This is a genomic window from Achromobacter sp. Root83, assembly GCF_001428845.1.
Lineage (GTDB): Bacteria > Pseudomonadota > Gammaproteobacteria > Burkholderiales > Burkholderiaceae_B > Achromobacter.
Genome location: NZ_LMIU01000001.1, coordinates 93,720 through 111,585, shown reverse-complemented (window position 1 = coordinate 111,585; position 17,866 = coordinate 93,720). Strand labels below are relative to the sequence as shown.

Sequence of the window (17,866 nt, the reverse complement as noted above, 5' to 3'; positions counted from 1 at the left end):
GGCCCACACACGGTTCCCATGACGCTGGCGCATCGCGGCGCGATGCGCGGTTCACGCGCGCCGCCAGACCTCAAGGGAATCTCGTCCGCTACATCGAATCGCGGTGGCGAGACTAAGTGATTCGCCCTCTCAATCCATGCTTGCGGACACAACCCATGCTATCAGCGGCTACGTCCGCTGAATCTCGTTCAGGAGGATGATTGGTGGAGGAAAGCAGCAGCACTGCAAGCGCGGATACTGCTGTGTAAGCCTTAGCCGTGTCGGCTATGCGCGAACCCGGCAGCGGCGGAACAACAGTGTTCCAGGCTGCCGGGCAGGCAACGCAAACCGTCGACTACCCGAGCTTGCGCCCATAGATCTGCCCGGCGTCCACATCCCTGCCATTCGGTTCATGCCATTCCAAGGTCGCGCCGCGTTGCAGCGCCGCGTATACGGCTTCGCCCTTGTTCTTGACATGCAGGCGCTGGTAGAGCGTGCACGCGTGCGTCTTGGCAGTTGCCACGGAAATATTCAGCATGCGGCTGACGGTCTTGATCGGATAACCCCTGGCAAGCAGCACCAGTACTTCGTATTGACGCGGTGTGATCTGAAGCAACTGGGCGCCCGCGCTGACGGGCATCGAGCCCTTGCCGCCCGCATCGTCCGCGTCCCGTGCCGGCAGGGCGCAAACGGTCGAGGCCGGAGCCTGCAACGCCTGTTCGCTAGGGAAGCATTGCCCGCCCGCCATGACCAGGCGGATCGCTGCTTCAAGGATTTCGACGGAAGCCGTTTTCATCAGGCAGCCGTAAACGCTTGCGCCAGGCAGACCTTGCACGGGCATCGGCAAGGGCATGACGTCCGTCAACAGCAGGATGCGCTTGGGCGTCAGCACGCGCTGAATCTCGTGCAAGGCGCTCCAGGCTTCATCGGTATCCACCGGCAACCCATAGATCAGGAGATCGGCGCCAGCATGCACGCCGTCGGCCTTGGACACGTCCGCCAAGCCCATTCCCTCGATTTCCCACACATCGTCCAACTTGCTCAGTATCTGCCACAAACCCAACCGCAAGAGCGGATGAGCTTCAATCAGGACCATCTTGGCCATGGTGTCCTCCCGGTTTTTCGACGGGCCTAGAAGGGATCTTCGCTGTGCTGAAGACTATTTTTTTTTCCAGCCCCGCGGGGGTGGTCCGCATATCCCGGAATATCTAATGAAGCCGGACCGGGGCATTTGGGCTGGGAGACTTTCGTAGCCAACATAACGGATGGCATGAACCCATCTTATGGTTCGGATTTGTCAAAATCAAGACGTTTCAGGGCGATATAATCCGATAAAATCAGAAATCATTCGTTAGCCTTAATCACGATCCTAAATATGGATGAGACAGCCATCTCGTCCTTTTTGCCGCTAGGGTTTCCACCAGCGCGGGCGGCGCCCTGCTCAGGTTTTCCCTAGCAAAGCGGCTCGCAGGGCCGCTCTCCGGCCCGTTCGGGCCATTGTTACAGACGAAAAAATGCCGCGCCGGGACATCCGCCGGACGCGGCACACAGTAGCCGGATTTGAAGGGAAAACTATCTATATGTATCCGCGGACACATTATGCCCGGTAGCGTTCCCTGTATTCGAAATATAGGTAACATTTTTATTTTGGCGCCCGCGGGCGAATTTACTCCATATAGGCGAAGTCAAATACCGTGTGTCCGCCTTGATGATGCCAATGGTGCATTGAAGCATGACGTTTTCTGAGGAAGCTCGCGTAGTGGATTTCGCCGTCCGTTTCGACGTAGGTGGAAGGCGTCAGTTCTTCGATCCGGTTCAGCGAGACGCCCTTGCCATAGTGGCAGAAGCCCTGGTACTGCGCGCAGCGGATCACGTCTCCGCTAGGCGACACAACGATCCCGGCGTTGCGGGCGCGCATCGGGTTGCGCACGATCGGGTTGCAGGCGTGCGGCGTCCATTCAGTCGAACGCGGCGAATCCGAGAAAAATGCGAACAGTTCGTCGCAATGGCTCTGGCCATCCGTCCGGTCGATGTTTGTTAATAACCACCAATATTCTCCGTGCTTGAAAATAATGGTATCGACGGCCGATATATTAGTCATCAGATTAACGTCGAGCTCCCATTTAAGTGGAAATTCCGTGCATTTCCAGAGCTCGATACTGCGATTTCCACACGTTTCCGGCACCATGTAGGTTACGCCGTCGTGTTCGAATATATACGGAAAGGACAGGTGATAAGGCAGGTTCAGGGCCGTGCCTAACAGCCGGAAAGCCCCGTCGGAGTAGGTCGCAACCGAGATCGTGCCCTTTCGGGAAGTGAAGTCGTAATCTTCGAAGAATATATACGGCTTCTTATCGTGGGTATAAACAAACGGATCCGCGAAAAACCTTCCTTTCGGCGGTTGCAATACCATGGCCTCCGAAACCACCGCCTGCTGCCGGGCAGAGGGAAACATACCAATCCGCCAGCGCACATTGCGCTTCATGACGCGCCGCACAATCAAATCCGACATTAACCATGCCTGACGCGCGATATAAGCGGCGCTGTCCCACTCCGCCGGATCCGCGCGGCGCGGGCCGCTCATGATCTGCATGGCGGGCGGCGCCACGCTTTGCCTGGCGCGGGCCAGCGCCTGCAGGGCGTCGTAGACCATGAAATTTCCCAAACTGAATGCGCGCGCCTGATTCTTCAGCCAGAAGACTTCCGTGTTGAAACTGCGCTGGTCCAGCAGCTCGTCCTCGTCCGCATTCGCGCCCACCCGCCAGAGTTTTACGGTAGTGTGATCCTCGCGCTGGAAGACCTCCCAAAACCCCGCGTAGCGGCTGGTCGCCACCGCGATATCCGAATAGCTCAATTGCCACACGCCCAGGCGGGCCCAGCTTGTCATTTGCGCGCGTGTCGCCAGCGAAGCGCCCAAGGTGATCACCAGGTCCAGATCCAGTGCATCCACCTCGCGCTGCGCTTGCGCATCCTCCGCGCCGGGCGCCAACGGCACCACCGATACCTGCGCAGACGGCAGGCTGTCGCGCATGTCGCCGCAAGCCAGCATCACACGCTGCTTTTGAGGCAGCAGCCTGGCCTCCAGGCGCGACAGCGTGCCGAACAACGCCTTCACACCCAGACGCGGTGCCTTGTCGATCCCTTCCGAATTCATCACCAGCAACGCCGCGATCTCGAAATCCTGGCTATGGACGAGCCACTCAACCATCTCATGCATCCAGCCGGGTTGCTCATACCCGTCAACCAGCAGTCCCACTCGGTAGGTCTTCATTTTCTCGTGCTCCTGTATCAGGGCGATTGGCCTGCGGCGCCAAGGCGGCGGACCGGCACGCCAGGCACACACGCGGGGGCAATGCATTCATGTCCTCGCGCTGATACTGCGGCGTTTTGCGCCTGCCTTCCAGACCACATTCATCCTAGGGCCGGTGTCCGAGGACGAACGGCTCAGCCTCACCCTCCCTCTCTGAAATCCGTTCATCCGTCCGTCCGGGTTGACGTCATCCATCCGGCCGAGCGCAGGCCGGTCTCGATGTCCGTCTCGCATATGCCACGCGCGATTAGGGGTAAACCCTATTGGGGATAGCCGAGGCTCGCTTCTCGTCCATCCCTCACGCATAATCGTTTTTAAACAAACGTTTGAATTCAACCATATGCAAGAAATCAGATCGATCACTACCCGGGAAACGATCCTGGACACCGCCGAAGCCCTGTTCGCGCAACAAGGGCACGACGGCACCTCCATGCGTCAGATCACCGGCGCCGCCGGCGTGAACCTGGCTTCGGTGAACTACCACTTCGGCTCCAAAGAGTCACTCGTGCAGGCGGTGCTAAAACGGCGCCTGGAAGTGCTGAACCGCGAGCGCCTGCGCCTTTTGGACGAACTCGAGGCGCAAGCCGCGGGCAAGCCTCTCAAGCCCTCGCAGATCGTGGATGCCTTCTTCGGCACCCTGCTGCGCCTGGCCGCCGACCCCGCCCAGGCGGGCAGCACCTTCCTGCCGCTGCTGGAACGGACCATGACGGATCCTTCCGATTTCATACGCGCACTGTTCGCGGAGGAATACGCGGACGTGCTCGGCCGCTATCGGAAGGCGCTGTTCGCCGCGCTGCCCGATGTGCCCAAGGCCGAAATCATCTGGCGTTTCCAGTTCATGCTGGGCGCCACCTCGTACGCCATCATCGGCACCGACCTGCTGCGGTCCGTCACCGGGTTGACCGTCGACGAAGCCGAACAGCCCAATAACCCCGACCTGCTGCTGCCCCGGCTGATGAGCTTCCTGCTGGGCGGCTTGCGCTCGCCGCTGCCGCACTTGCCGGGAACCTGACGGGTTCGTCGAGCGGGCAGCCAGAACAGAACATCCACGGAGACAAAGTAATGAACGCAGTCATCCTCGCGCTGGTCGTCATCGCGCTCCTGATCGCCGTCACGCTGGCCGTGCGCCCCATCCGGCGGGCCTTGCTGACCGCGCCGATCTTCAATCTGTATCGCAAGGTGCTGCCGCAGATGTCGGACACCGAGCGCGATGCGCTGGAAGCGGGCACGGTGTGGTGGGAAGGCGAACTGTTCCGCGGCCGGCCCGACTGGAGCCGCCTGCTGGCCTATCCCCGCCCGCGCCTGACCGACGAGGAACAGCGCTTCCTGGACAATCAGGCCGAAACCGCCTGCCGCATGGTCAATGACTGGAGCGTCACGCAAGAGCGCTACGACCTGCCCCCCGAGGTCTGGAACTACCTGAAGGCCGAGGGCTTTCTGGGCATGATCATTCCCAAGGAATACGGTGGTCTGGCCTTCTCGGCCTACGCCCACTCCGAGATCGTGACCAAGCTGTCCACGCGCTCGTCGGCGCTGGCCGTCTCGGTCATGGTGCCGAACTCGCTGGGGCCGGCCGAACTGCTGCTGCATTACGGCACCGAAGAGCAGAAGAACCATTACCTGCCGCGCCTGGCGCGCGGCGAAGAGGTCCCCGCCTTCGCGCTGACCAGCCCCTGGGCGGGCTCCGACGCGGCCGCCATTCCCGACAGCGGCATCGTGTGCAAGGGCGAATGGCAGGGCCGCGAAGTGATCGGCATGCGGGTCACCTGGGACAAGCGCTACATCACGCTGGCGCCCGTCTGCACCTTGCTGGGCCTGGCGTTCCGCCTGTACGACCCGGACGGGCTGCTGGGCGGCAAGAAAGACCTGGGCATCACCTGCGCGCTGGTGCCGCACGACCATCCCGGCGTGGACACCGGCCGCCGCCACTTCCCCCTGAACGCCATGTTCATGAATGGCCCCACGCGTGGCGCCGACGTCTTCATGCCGCTGGACTTCATCATCGGCGGCCCCGCCATGGCCGGCCAGGGCTGGCGCATGTTGATGGAATGCCTGGCGGCTGGCCGTTCGATATCGCTGCCCTCTTCCAACACCGGCATGTCCAAGCTCACGGCGCGCGCCGTGGGCGGCTATGCGCGGGTGCGCAGCCAATTCCGCACGCCCGTCGGCAAGTTCGAAGGCGTGGAAGAGGCGCTGGCGCGCATCGGCGGCCACACCTACATGATGGACGCCGCGCGCAGCATGACGGCCGGCGCCGTGGACCTGGGCGAAAAGCCGTCCGTCGTGTCGGCCATCGTCAAGTACCACGTCACCGAACGCGCGCGCCAGGTCGTCAACGACGGCATGGATGTGATCGGCGGCAAGGGCATCTGCCTGGGACCGTCCAACTTCCTGGGGCGCGCCTACCAGCAGATCCCGATCGGCATCACCGTCGAGGGCGCCAACATCCTGACGCGCAGCCTGATCATCTTCGGCCAGGGCGCGATCCGCTGCCATCCCTACGTGCTGGCGGAAATGCAGGCCGCGCAGTCGTCCGACCGCCGGCAGGGACTGGACGACTTCGACCGCGCCTTCTGGGGCCATGTGGGCTTTGTCGTGAAGAACACGCTGCGCGCGCTGGGCGCCGCGCTGACCGGCGCGCGCTTTGTCGCCGTGAACGCCGACGTGGCGCCCTCCATGAAACGCTACTACCAGTTGCTCAGCCGCTACTCGGCGGCCTTTGCCTTGCTGGCGGATGCCTCGATGCTGGTGCTGGGCGGCAGCCTGAAACGCCGCGAGCGCCTGTCGGGGCGGCTGGGCGACGTGCTGTCGCAGATGTACCTGATCAGCGCCACGCTCAAGCGCTTCGAGGACGAAGGCCGGCAGGCGGCCGACGCGCCGCTTGCGCACTGGTCCATCCAGGACGCGCTGTTCAAGGCGCAAGAAGCCTTCGACGGCGTGCTGGATAACTTCCCGAACCGTTTCGTCGCCTGGAGCCTGCGCCGCATCATCTTCCCGTGGGGCCATGGCCAGACGCTGCCGTCCGACCAGCTTGGCCAGGACGTGGCGCGGCTGCTCATCAACCCCGGCGCCACGCGCGACCGGCTGACGGCCGGCTGCCATCTGCCCGCCACCGCCGACGAGCCCGTGGGCGCGATCGAACAGGCGCTGGCCGCCACGCTCGAAGCCGAACCCATCGAAGCCAAGATCCGCGAGCTTGAAAAACGTGGCGCGCTGGACGGCAATCCGCAGGCCAACGTGCGCGACGTCGCCGATGCCGCGGTCACGATCGGCGGCATCACGGCCGAAGAATACGCGGTCGTGAAACGCCGCAACCGCTTGCGCGATACCGTCGTGAAAGTGGATGATTTCCCCTTTGACCTTGGCGCCGCCAGCGCGGCCCAGGCCGCGGCCGAACGCAAGGTCGCCTAAGGAACAGAACGGATGGCATTCAAACCGGTTTACGTCGTCGATGGCACGCGCACGCCCTTCCTGAAGGCGCGCAGCGGGCCGGGCCCCTTCTCCGCCGGCGACCTTGCCGTGCAGGCAGGCCGCGCCCTGCTGCTGCGCCAGCCCTATGCGCCCACCGACCTGGATGAGGTCATCGTGGGCTGCGCCGCGCCCTCGCCCGATGAAGTCAACATCGGCCGCGTCATCGCCTTGCGCCTGGGCTGCGGCAACCGCGTGCCCGGCTGGACCGTGATGCGCAACTGCGCGTCGGGCATGCAGGCGCTGGACTCGGGCATCGCCAACATCCAGTCGGGCCGCTCGCAACTGGTGCTGGCGGGCGGCACGGACGCGCTTTCGCGCGCGCCCGTGTTGTTCTCCGACGACATGGTGCGCTGGCTGTCGCGCTGGTACGCGGCGCGCGGCCCGGGCGCGAAGCTGGCGGCGTTGCGCGGCTTGCGTCTGAAGTACCTGGCGCCGGTCATCGGCCTGCTCAAGGGCCTGACGGACCCGGTCGTGGGCCTGTCGATGGGACAGACCGCCGAGAACATCGCCACCCTCTTCGGTATCGACCGCGCCGCGATGGACGCCTATGCCGCCGGCAGCCATCGGCGCACGCTGGCGGCGCGCGCGGCCGGCATGCCCGAGATCACGCCGCTGATCGACACGCGGGGCAAGCTTCACGCCGAAGACGACGGCGTGCGCGACGACTCCACGCCCGAGAAACTGGCCAAGCTCAAGCCCGTCTTCGACAAGCCCTGGGGCAACATCACCGCGGGCAACAGTTCGCAGGTGACCGACGGCGCGGCCATGCTGGTGCTGGCCTCGGAAGAGGCCGTGCGCAAATGGAACCTGCGCCCGCTGGGCCGCATCGTCGACAGCCAGTGGGCCGGCCTGGATCCCGCGCAAATGGGCCTGGGCCCGGTGCATGCCGCCACCCCCATCCTGCAGCGCCACGGCCTGGGCCTCAATGACCTGGACTTGTGGGAAATCAACGAGGCCTTCGCCGCGCAGGTGCTAGGCTGCCTGGCCGCGTGGCGGGACGAGGCCTATTGCCAAGAGAATTTCGGCACGCCCGCGTGGGGCGAACTGGACCCCGGCAAGCTCAACGTGGATGGCGGCGCCATCGCGATCGGCCATCCCGTGGGCGCATCCGGCGCCCGCATCGTGCTGCATTTGCTCGACGCGCTCAAGCGCCGAGGCGGCCGGCGCGGCATGGCGGCCATCTGCATCGGCGGCGGCCAAGGCGGCGCGATGCTGGTCGAAACCCTGGACGAGGACCGCCCATGACGACACTGGACACGCTTTCCCACTGGCGCCTGGACCGCGATCCCGACGGCCTGGCCTGGCTGACGTTCGACCGCGCGGGCAGTGCGGTCAACGCCCTGTCTGCCGACACCATGGCCGAGCTGGCCGTGGTGCTGGACGCGCTGGACGCCGATCCGCCGAAGGGGCTGATCATCCAGTCCGGCAAGGCCACGGGTTTCATCGTGGGCGCCGACATCAACGAATTCGCCAGTCTCGACACGCCCGAGCAGGGGCGCGCGCTGGTGGCGCGCGGCTGGAACCTCATGAACCGCCTGGCCGCCGTGCGCTATCCCACCCTGGCCTTGATCCAGGGCAACTGTCTGGGCGGCGGCCTGGAACTGGCGCTGGCCTGCCGCTACCGGCTGGTGGCCGACCAGCCGGGCACCTCGCTCGCGCTGCCCGAGGTCATGCTGGGCATCTTCCCCGGCTGGGGCGGCATGCTGCGGCTGCCGCAGGTAATCGGCGCGCCCGCCGCGCTGGACATGATGCTGACCGGCCGCGGCGCCGACGCCCGCCGCGCCGCCGCGCTGGGCTTGGCCGACGCCCGCGTGCCGCCCCGCCTGCTGCTGGCGGCGGCACGCCAGACCGTGCTGTCGCGCAAGCCCGCCCGGCGCGCGCGCGGCCCGGCCGGCTGGGCAAACCGCTGGCCGCTGAAGTCCGTCGTGGCCAATCGCGCCCGCAAGCAGATCGCGGCCAAGGACCCCCTGGGGCACTACCCCGCCGCGCCCGCCATCGTCACGATCTGGGAGAAGCACGGCGGCAACGCGTTGAAGGCTCCCGAACTGATCGACGGCATCATCGCGTCGGGCACCGCCCGCAACCTGCTGCGCGTGTTCCGGCTGCAGGAGCGCCTGAAGGCCAACGGCAAGCAGGCCGGCATCGCGGCCGCGCGCCGCGTGCACGTGGTGGGCGCTGGCGTGATGGGCGGCGACATCGCGGCCTGGTGCGCGCTCAAGGGCATGACCGTCACGCTGCAGGACCAGGACATGGCGCGCATCGCGCCCGCCATCGAGCGCGCCGCCGAACTGTTTACGCGGCGCCTGAAGGATCCGCGCCTGGCGCGCGCCGCATTCGACCGGCTGATCCCCGACCCGGCCGGTGCCGGGGTGCCGCTGGCCGACATCGTCATCGAGGCCATCAGCGAACAGCCGGAGGCCAAGCGCGCGCTGTACGCCTCGCTCGAACCCCGCATGAAGGCGGATGCGCTGCTGGCCACCAATACCTCCAGCCTGTCGCTGGAAACCTTGCGCGCCGGCCTGGCGCGTCCCGACCGGCTGCTGGGCATCCATTTCTTCAATCCGGTCGCCAAGATGCCGCTCGTGGAAGTGGTGCATGCCGAGGGCGACGCCTCCGAGGCCCACGCCCGCGCGTGCGCCTTCGTCGGCCAGATCGACAAGCTGGCGCTGCCGGTGCGCAGCGCGCCCGGCTTTCTGGTGAACGCCGTCCTGGCGCCCTATATGCTCGAGGCCATGCGCAGCGTGGACGAAGGCCTCGCGCCGCAAACCGTGGACGCGGCCATGGTGGCCTTCGGCATGCCCATGGGACCGCTGGAGCTGGCCGATACCGTGGGACTGGACATCGCGCGCGCGGCGGGCGAGGAGCTGGCCGGCGGCGCCGCTCCACCCCGCTGCCTCGCCGAGCGGCTGGCGCGCAATGAACTGGGCAAGAAAAGCGGCAAGGGCTTTTACACCTGGCGCGACGGCAAGCCCGTCAAGCAGAGCGGCGACGCCGCCGCCGCGCCCGCCGGCCTGGCCAAGCGCCTGATCCAGCCGCTCATCGACGCCACCCGGCAGCGCGTGGACGCCGGCATCGTGGCCGATGCCGACCTGGCCGACGCCGGCGTCATTTTTGGAACGGGCTTTGCCCCCTTCACGGGCGGCCCCTTGCATTACGAAGACAGCAGGACCTAGCACCACCGCGCTACGCAGCACCGCTGTACGCAGCACCGCAGGACACCGGCTCGCGCCGGATAGACCGGAGCACCAAGACCGGCAGTGGAAGAGAGACACAAATCCAACTCGAGGAGGCAGTACCATGCGCAGACGTTCATTGTCCCTGAGCACCTTGTCGGCCATCGTGGTCGGCTTGGGCGCGTCCGCAACGTCTTACGCCGCCGGCTTTCAGCTTTTGGAGCAGAACGCCAGCGGCCTGGGCAACGCGTACGCGGGCTCGGCGGCAAATCCGGAAAACGCCAGCATCATCTACTTCAACCCGGCGGGCATGACCTACCTGCCGGGCGCCAATTTTTCCGGCGGGGTCAACCTGATCAGGCCCTCGTTCAAGTTCTCGGACAACGGCAATAGCCGCAATCCCAGCGCGCCGGGCATCCCCGGCTCGGGACTGAACGGCTCGGTCCCCACCGGCGGCAATGGCGGAGACGCCGGCAACCTGGGCGTCGTGCCCAACCTGTATGCCTCCTGGCAATTGAACGAGCAGTGGTTCATCGGCCTGGGCGTGGGCGCCCCCTTCGGCCTGATGACCGAATACGACGACGGCTGGGTGGGCCAGTACCACTCCAACAAATTCGAAATCAAGACCATCAACGTCAACCCGTCCATCGCCTACAAGGTCAACGAGAAATTCTCGATGGGCTTCGGCGTGAACTGGCAACACATCGACGCCAACTACAAGAAAAAGACCGTGGTGCCCATCGCCGGTCTGCCTCTCGCCACGAACGGCGACGCCGACCTGAACCTGAAGGGCGACGCCTGGGGCTGGAACGTGGGCTTCATGCTGCAGCCGACGGAAGACACGCGGATCGGCCTGTCCTATCGCTCGAAGATCAAGCACAAGGCCTCCGGCGACACCGACATCACCAACATCGGCCCCGCGCGGCAATCGGTGTCGTTCGACGCCAAGGCTTCGGTCGACCTGCCGGACACGCTGATCCTGAGCGCCGCGCACCAGCTCAATGAAAAATGGGAACTGCTGGGCGACGTCTCCTGGACGGGCTGGAGCAGCATCCCCGAGCTGAAGATCCGCAACTCGGGCCCGGGTGCGCGCGACGACGACCTGCCGCTGAATTTCCGCGATACCTGGCGGGTGGCGCTGGGCGCCAACTACAAGTTCGCGCCGGACTGGAAGTGGAAATTCGGCCTGGCGTATGACCAATCCCCGGTTCACAACGCCGCCGACCGCCCGACGTCCCTTCCCGACAACAACCGCTACTGGTTCTCGACGGGCGTGCAATGGGCCGCCACCAAGAACACCACGCTCGACGTGGGCTATACCTATCTGTACCTGCGCGATACGGACATCGACACGACGTCCGGCAGCCCAGCGACCAAGGGCCGCGTCGCGGGAACGTATGACAGCAACGCCCACATCTTCGGCCTGCAGTTGTCGACCCGCTTCTAGCCTAGCGCGGGCGGACGGCCACCGTGCCGTCCGCCCGTCTTTACAGGAGACTTCCTTGAGCAAGTTCGTCGTCAAACACGTCGCCGTCCTGGGTGCCGGCGTCATGGGCGCGCAGATCGCCGCCCACCTTGCCAACGCTGGCGTGCCCGTCACGCTGTTCGACCTGGCCGCGCCGGAAGGCGACCGCAACGGCACCGTCAAGAAAGCGCTGGCCGGCCTGAAGAAACTGGAGCCCGCGCCGCTGGCGGGCGCCGCCCGCATGGCGCTGATCGCGCCCGCGAACTACGACGATGACCTGGAACGCCTGCGCGGCTGCGACCTGGTCATCGAAGCCATCGCCGAGCGCATGGACTGGAAGACGGCCCTGTATGAACGCATCGCGCCGCATGTCTCGCCCGGCGCCATCATCGCCTCCAATACCTCCGGCCTGTCCATCGACGCGCTGGCCAATGCGCTGCCCGCCGCGCTGCGCGGCCGCTTCTGCGGCATCCATTTCTTCAATCCGCCCCGCTACATGCGGCTGGTGGAGATCATCGCCACGTCCCATACGCAGGCGTTGGTGCCCGATCAGCTTGAAACCTGGCTGACGTCCACGCTGGGCAAGGGCGTGATCCGTGCGCTGGACACGCCGAACTTCGTCGCCAACCGCATCGGCGTGTTTTCCATCCTGGCCGCCATGCACCACACGGCGCGCCTGGGCCTGGGCTTCGACGAGGTCGATACGCTGACCGGCCCGAAGATCGGCCGCCCCAAGAGCGCCACCTACCGCACCGCCGACGTGGTCGGCCTGGACACGCTGGCCCACGTCGTGGGCACCATGGAAAAGAATCTTCCCGACGACCCCTGGCACCGCTATTTCGCGCTGCCGGACTGGCTGGCGGCATTGATCGGCAAGGGCGCGCTGGGCCAGAAGACCGGCGCCGGCGTCTATCGCAAGCAGGGCCGCGAGATCCAGGTGCTGGACCTGAAGTCACAGGACTACGTGCCCAGCGGCGGCAAGCTGGCCGATGAAGTCGCCGCGCTGCTCAAGGAACGCGATCCCGCCAAGCGCTTCGCCGCGCTGCGCGCCAGCGCGCACCCGCAGGCGCAGTTCCTCTGGAGCCTGTTCCGCGACATCTTCCACTACAGCGCCGTGCAGCTCGAGCACGTCGCCGACAACGCGCGCGACCTGGACCTGGCGATGCGCTGGGGATTCGGCTGGTCGCAAGGCCCGTTCGAAACCTGGCAGGCGGCCGGCTGGCAGGCCATCGCCGCCGCCGTCGCCGAGGACATCGCCGCCGGCCGCGCCATGAGCGACGCGCCCCTGCCCGCCTGGGCCCTGGAGCCCGCGCGCGAGGGCGTGCATGCCCCGGAAGGCTCGTATTCCGCGCGCACGGGCAAGCTGCATCCCCGTTCCTCCTTGCCTGTCTATGCGCGCCAGCTCTTCCCCGAACGCGTGTTCGGCGAGGCGCCCGCTGACCGCGGCGTCACGGTATGGGAAAACGAAGGCGTGCGCCTGTGGAACCTGCCCCGCGTGGACGCGGGCATCGCCATCCTGTCCGTCACGTCCCGCAACCACACGCTGGGCGCCGAAGTGCTGGAAGGCGTGCTCCAGGCCGTCGCGAAGGCCGAGCGCGAATTCGACGGCCTGGTCATCTGGCACGAGCCGCCCTTTGCCGTGGGCGCGAACCTGCAGCAGGTCGTCGAAGCCTGCGCCGCCGGCCAGTGGGACATGCTGGAGGCCACGGTCGAGAAATTCCAGCGTGCCTCCCAGGCCTTCAAGTACGCGCAGATTCCCACCGTGGCGGCCGTGCAGGGCATGGCGCTGGGCGGCGGGTGCGAGTTCCTGATGCACGCGTCGCACCGGGTGCTGGCGCTGGAAAGCTACATCGGCCTGGTCGAGGCGGGCGTGGGCCTGATCCCCGCAGGTGGCGGCAGCAAGGAATTCGCCGGCCGCGCCGCGGCCCTGGCGGCCAGGACGGCCACGCCGGGCGAGGTCTTCCCCTACCTGCAGCCCGTGTTCCAGACCATCGCCATGGCGCAGGTGGCCAAGAGCGCCCTGGAAGCCATCGATGCCGGCTTCGCCCGCGAACACGACATCGTGCTGTTCCATCCCGACGAACTGCTGTACGTCGCGATCGGCCAGGCGCGCGCCGCGGCCCAGGCCGGCTACACGCCGCCCGCCCGCCTGCAGGGCGTGCCCGTGGCGGGCCGCAACGGCATCGCCAACTTCGAGATGGTGCTGGTCAACATGCGCGAAGGCGGCATGATCAGCGCCCACGACTACCGCGTGGCGCGCAGCGCGGCCGTGGCGCTGTGCGGCGGCGAGGTCGAGACCGGCACCAAGGTCGACGAGGAATGGCTGCTGGCCGTGGAGCGCAAGGAGTTCGTGGCATTGCTGCGCACGCCCGAAACCCAGGCCCGCATCCGCCACACCCTGGAAACCGGCAAGCCGCTGCGCAACTAAGGAACGATCATGACGAAGCAGATCCAAGACGCCTACATCGTCGCCGCCACGCGCCTGCCGGTGGGCAAGCGCAACGGCGCCTATCTCACCACCCGTCCCGACGACATGCTGGCCGCCGCGCTGAACGGCGCGCTGGCGCAGGCGCCCGGCCTGGACCCGGCGCGCATCGACGACGTCATCGCCGGCTGCGCCATGCCGGAAGCCGAACAGGGCATGAACGTGGCGCGCATCAGCCTGCTGCTGGCGGGCCTGCCGCAAAGCGTCGCGGGCGTGACCGTGAACCGCTTCTGCGCATCCGGGCTGCAGGCCGTGGCCGACGCCGCGGCGCGCATCCGCACGGGCGAAGCCGACATCATGATCGGCGCGGGCACCGAATCCATGAGCGCCATGCCGCAGATCATGGGCAACAAGGTGTCGATGAACCCCGCCATCTTCGCGCACGAAGAGAACATCGGCATGGCCTTCGGCATGGGCTTGACGGGCGAAAAGGTCGCCGAGCGCTGGAAGGTGTCGCGCGAAGACCAGGACGCCTTCGCGCTGGCCTCGCATCAGAAGGCCTGCGCCGCCATCGCCGCGGGCCATTTCCGCGCCGAGACCACGCCCTATGAGGTCGTGTCGCACCTGCCGGATGGCGCCAGCGGCGCCGTGCGCGTCGTGCGCCGCCTGGTCGAGGTCGACGAAGGCCCCCGCCCCGACAGCAGCGCCCAGGCGCTGGCGCGCCTGAAGCCCGTGTTCTCGACGCGCGGCAGCGTCACGGCCGGCAACAGCTCGCAGATGTCCGACGGCGCCGCCGCCGTGATCCTGGTGTCCGAACGCATCCTGCGCGAGTTCAACCTGAGCCCCCTGGCCCGCTTCGTGAGCTTCGCCGTCGCCGGGGTCCCGCCCGAGATCATGGGAATCGGGCCCGTCGCCGCCATCCCCAAGGTGCTGGAGCGCGCCGGCATCACGCAGGACGCGCTGGACTGGATCGAACTGAACGAGGCCTTCGCCGCCCAGTCGCTGGCCGTCATCCGCGAACTCAAGCTGGATCCCGCCAAGATCAACCCGCTGGGCGGCGCCATCGCGCTGGGCCACCCCTTGGGCGCGACCGGCGCGATCCGCACGGCCACCATCACGCACGGGCTGCGCCGCACCGGCGGCAAGTACGGACTGGTGACGATGTGCATCGGCACCGGCATGGGCGCGGCCGGCCTGTTCGAGGCCATGTAGCCGGGACGGCCGCCAGCGTGAAGCCTTATTGGTTCAAGAGCCTGTCGCCGGAATGGCGCGCGCGCCTGATGCGGGTGGGATTCAACCTGCACCCGGCGTTTCGCGCCACCGGCGGCCGGGTGCTGCATGTGTCGCCGGACTTCCAGCACATCCGCGTCAAGCTGCCGCTGCTGAGGCGCACCCGCAATATCGTGGGATCGATGTATGGCGGTTCGCTGTTCGCGGTCACCGACGGCGCCCACCCCACGATGCTGATGTCGGCGCTGGGCGCGGATCACATCGTCTGGGACAAGGCGGCGTCGATCCGCTTTCGCAAGCCCGCCTACACCACGCTGTACGTGGACTTCCGGCTGCCGCCGGGGGAAATCGCCGAGATCCGCGAGATCCTCGCGCAGCACCACGAAACCACCCGGACGTACACGGTGGAACTGAAGGACAAGGACGGCGTCGTCTACGCCGTCGTGGAACGCACGATCTACATCGCAGACAAGAAGTTCTACAAGCAGAAGAACACAGGAGGAGACAAATGCATCGCACCTCTGGAGGGCGAACCGCCGCCCTGAGCCTTGTCCTTGCCGCCAGCCTGGCGGGCGCGCCCGCCTGGTCCGCCGACATGATGGTGGCTGGCGTGCGCGTGCCCGAACAACTGTCCGAAGGCGGGCATGCCCTGGTGCTCAACGGCGCCGGCCTGCGCACCCGGTTCGTCGTGAAGGTCTACGTCGCCGCGCTGTATGCCACCGCCAAGACCCGCGACGCAGCCGCGTTGATCAATAGCGCGGAACCGCGCCGCCTGCGCCTGCAGCTTCTGCGGGACGTGGACGGCAAAAGCCTGGACGGCGCACTGCAGGACGGATTGCGCGACAATACATCCGCGCGCGAATTGGCCGCGCTGAAGGAACCCGCGCAGCGCCTGTCCGGTCTGATGGCAGAGATCGGCACCGTCCGCGAAGGCGATGTCATCGACCTGGACTTCGATGCCCGAGGCGTCGCGGTCACCGGCAACGGCAAGCCGCGCGGCCGCATCGACAGCCCCGAGTTCGCCCGCGCCTTGCTGCGCGTCTGGCTGGGCGACAGCCCCGCGCAGGCCTCCCTGAAGAATGCCCTGTTGGGCAATTAGGCGGAACGCACAACATGGAACGAATCTGGCACAAGAGCTATCCCTACGGCGTGCCCGCCGAGATCGAGACCGACGGCGCGACGACGCTGGTGTCCATCGTCCAGGAAAGCTGCCGGCGGTTTGCGGACAAGACCGCCTACATCAGCATGGGCAAGTCGATCACCTACGCGGAGCTCGACGGCCTTACCCGCGGCTTCGCGGCATGGCTGCACGCCAACGGCTTTTCGCCCGGCGACCGCATCGCCATGATGATGCCCAATCTGCTTCAATACCCCGTCTGCCTGTTCGGCGCGCTGCGCGCCGGCTGCGTCGTGGTCAACTGCAACCCGCTCTACACCGCGCACGAACTTGAACATCAACTCGCCGACTCGGGCGCCCGCGCCATCGTCGTGGCGGACAACTTCGCGGCCACCTTGCAAAAGGCCCTGCCCCGCACGTCGATAGAACGCGTGCTGGTCACCTCCATCGGCGAAATGCTGGGACCGGTGAAGGGCCGCCTGGTGGACTTCGTGGTCCGGCGCGTCAAGCGCATGGTGCCGGCCTGGTCGCTGCCGGGCGCCGTCCGGCTGGGCGATGCGCTGCGCGCCGGACGCAACCTCCCCTACACCGAGGCGCCGCTCACGCCAGGCGACCTGGCTTTCCTGCAATACACGGGCGGCACGACCGGCGTCGCCAAGGCCGCCATGCTGTCGCACGGCAATCTGGTCGCAAACGTCAGCCAGGCCTACGCCTGGGTCAGGCCGCTGGTCAAAGACGGCGAAGAGTGCATCGTGACGGCCCTGCCGCTGTATCACATCTTCGCGCTCACGGCGAACTGCCTGACCTTCATGAAGATGGGCGCGAGCAACCTGCTCATCATCAATCCGCGCGACATCCCCGGCCTGGTCAAGGAAATGTCCAAGGTGCCGTTTTCGGCCTTCACCGGCGTGAACACGCTGTTCAACGCCCTGCTCAACAACCCCGACTTCGCGCGCCTGGATTTTTCGCGCCTGCGCCTGACCATGGGCGGAGGCATGGCGGTGCAGCGCTCGGTCGCCGACCGCTGGCGCGCCGTGACGGGCATATCCATCGCGCAGGCCTACGGGCTGACCGAAACCTCGCCCGCCGTCACCATCAACCACCTGGACACCAAGGTCTTCACCGGGTCGATCGGCCTGCCGGTGCCATCCACCGAGCTCTCGATCCGCGACGACGAGGGCCGCGAGCTGGGCATCGGCGAAAGCGGCGAGATCTGCGTGCGGGGTCCCCAGGTCACGCAGGGCTACTGGAACCGTCCGGACGAAACGGCGCTGGTCATGTACCCGGACGGCTTTCTGCGCACCGGCGACATCGGCTATGTCGACGAAACGGGCTACGTGTTCCTGGTCGACCGCAAGAAGGACATGATCCTGGTGTCCGGCTTCAACGTCTACCCGAACGAGGTCGAGGACGTGGCCGCGCTGCACCCCGGCGTGCGCGAGGTGGCGGCGGTGGGCGTGCCGGACGAACGCTCGGGCGAGGCGGTCAAGCTGTTCGTCATCCGCAAGGATCCCGCGCTGGACGCCGAGACGCTGATCGCGCACTGCCGCACCCAACTGACGGGCTACAAGGTGCCGCGCTACATCGAGTTCCGCGACGACCTGCCGCGCACCAATGTCGGCAAGATCCTGCGGCGCGAACTCAAGCCGGTGGCGCCCCAGTCGGCCCCGGCCTCGCCCGAATCCCCCTAGTCGAT

General features: G+C 66.5%; 12 protein-coding genes. 10 read left to right on the top strand and 2 right to left on the bottom strand.

The genetic code is table 11. The features are described 5' to 3' along the window. Positions 1-334: 334 nt before the first annotated feature. Together ASE30_RS00535 and ASE30_RS00530 are read right to left on the bottom strand one after the other, a co-directional pair. Positions 335-1,084, bottom strand: coding sequence for a response regulator transcription factor (locus ASE30_RS00535; protein WP_057282316.1), 750 nt, complete (start codon positions 1,082-1,084; stop codon positions 335-337). 561 nt (positions 1,085-1,645) lie between these two features. Beyond that, a complete protein-coding gene (locus ASE30_RS00530) occupies positions 1,646-3,250 on the bottom strand; it encodes a hypothetical protein (protein ID WP_057282315.1) in 1,605 nt (534 codons plus the stop codon). Positions 3,251-3,629: 379 nt separating this feature from the next. Between ASE30_RS00530 and ASE30_RS00525 the strand changes: the two genes are divergently transcribed. The 10 genes from ASE30_RS00525 (at position 3,630) to ASE30_RS00480 (ending at position 17,861) form a co-directional block, all read left to right on the top strand. Next, the gene (locus ASE30_RS00525; RefSeq protein WP_057282314.1) at positions 3,630-4,301 is read left to right on the top strand and encodes a TetR/AcrR family transcriptional regulator; all 672 of its coding nucleotides are present in this window, start codon (positions 3,630-3,632) and stop codon (positions 4,299-4,301) included. Between the two features lie 50 nt (positions 4,302-4,351). Beyond that, positions 4,352-6,700 (top strand): acyl-CoA dehydrogenase, encoded by a 2,349-nt coding sequence (locus ASE30_RS00520; RefSeq protein ID WP_057282313.1) that lies wholly within the window; start codon positions 4,352-4,354, stop codon positions 6,698-6,700. A gap of 12 nt (positions 6,701-6,712) precedes the next feature. Further along, the gene (locus ASE30_RS00515; RefSeq protein WP_057282312.1) at positions 6,713-8,005 is read left to right on the top strand and encodes an acetyl-CoA C-acetyltransferase; all 1,293 of its coding nucleotides are present in this window, start codon (positions 6,713-6,715) and stop codon (positions 8,003-8,005) included. Further along, entirely contained in the window at positions 8,002-9,933 is a 1,932-nt protein-coding gene (locus tag ASE30_RS00510; protein ID WP_057282311.1) for a 3-hydroxyacyl-CoA dehydrogenase NAD-binding domain-containing protein, read from the top strand. Before ASE30_RS00515 ends, ASE30_RS00510 begins: the two co-directional genes overlap by 4 nt. Before the next feature lie 124 nt (positions 9,934-10,057). Next, on the top strand, positions 10,058-11,380 hold the full coding sequence (locus ASE30_RS00505; protein ID WP_057282310.1) for an OmpP1/FadL family transporter: 1,323 nt from the start codon (positions 10,058-10,060) through the stop codon (positions 11,378-11,380). A 55-nt stretch (positions 11,381-11,435) separates the two neighbouring features. Continuing rightward, entirely contained in the window at positions 11,436-13,826 is a 2,391-nt protein-coding gene (locus ASE30_RS00500; protein ID WP_057282309.1) for a 3-hydroxyacyl-CoA dehydrogenase/enoyl-CoA hydratase family protein, read from the top strand. A 9-nt stretch (positions 13,827-13,835) separates the two neighbouring features. Continuing rightward, entirely contained in the window at positions 13,836-15,035 is a 1,200-nt protein-coding gene (locus ASE30_RS00495) for an acetyl-CoA C-acyltransferase (protein WP_057282308.1), read from the top strand. A 68-nt stretch (positions 15,036-15,103) separates the two neighbouring features. Further along, a complete protein-coding gene (locus ASE30_RS00490) occupies positions 15,104-15,598 on the top strand; it encodes a DUF4442 domain-containing protein (RefSeq protein WP_369819292.1) in 495 nt (164 codons plus the stop codon). Continuing rightward, entirely contained in the window at positions 15,562-16,152 is a 591-nt protein-coding gene (locus tag ASE30_RS00485; protein WP_057282306.1) for a chalcone isomerase family protein, read from the top strand. The genes ASE30_RS00490 and ASE30_RS00485 overlap by 37 nt, the downstream gene beginning before the upstream one ends. Before the next feature lie 14 nt (positions 16,153-16,166). Continuing rightward, positions 16,167-17,861 (top strand): AMP-binding protein, encoded by a 1,695-nt coding sequence (locus ASE30_RS00480; protein ID WP_057282305.1) that lies wholly within the window; start codon positions 16,167-16,169, stop codon positions 17,859-17,861. The last annotated feature ends 5 nt before the right edge of the window (positions 17,862-17,866 follow it).

Excerpts from the sequence above, each read along its gene's own strand:
- ASE30_RS00535 (WP_057282316.1), bottom strand. The coding sequence starts at position 1,084 with ATGGCCAAGATGGTCCTGATTGAAGCTCATCCGCTCTTGCGGTTGGGT.
- ASE30_RS00530 (WP_057282315.1), bottom strand. The coding sequence starts at position 3,250 with ATGAAGACCTACCGAGTGGGACTGCTGGTTGACGGGTATGAGCAACCC.
- ASE30_RS00525 (WP_057282314.1), top strand. The coding sequence starts at position 3,630 with ATGCAAGAAATCAGATCGATCACTACCCGGGAAACGATCCTGGACACC.
- ASE30_RS00520 (WP_057282313.1), top strand. The coding sequence starts at position 4,352 with ATGAACGCAGTCATCCTCGCGCTGGTCGTCATCGCGCTCCTGATCGCC.
- ASE30_RS00515 (WP_057282312.1), top strand. The coding sequence starts at position 6,713 with ATGGCATTCAAACCGGTTTACGTCGTCGATGGCACGCGCACGCCCTTC.
- ASE30_RS00510 (WP_057282311.1), top strand. The coding sequence starts at position 8,002 with ATGACGACACTGGACACGCTTTCCCACTGGCGCCTGGACCGCGATCCC.
- ASE30_RS00505 (WP_057282310.1), top strand. The coding sequence starts at position 10,058 with ATGCGCAGACGTTCATTGTCCCTGAGCACCTTGTCGGCCATCGTGGTC.
- ASE30_RS00495 (WP_057282308.1), top strand. The coding sequence starts at position 13,836 with ATGACGAAGCAGATCCAAGACGCCTACATCGTCGCCGCCACGCGCCTG.
- ASE30_RS00490 (WP_369819292.1), top strand. The coding sequence starts at position 15,104 with ATGCGGGTGGGATTCAACCTGCACCCGGCGTTTCGCGCCACCGGCGGC.
- ASE30_RS00485 (WP_057282306.1), top strand. The coding sequence starts at position 15,562 with ATGCATCGCACCTCTGGAGGGCGAACCGCCGCCCTGAGCCTTGTCCTT.
- ASE30_RS00480 (WP_057282305.1), top strand. The coding sequence starts at position 16,167 with ATGGAACGAATCTGGCACAAGAGCTATCCCTACGGCGTGCCCGCCGAG.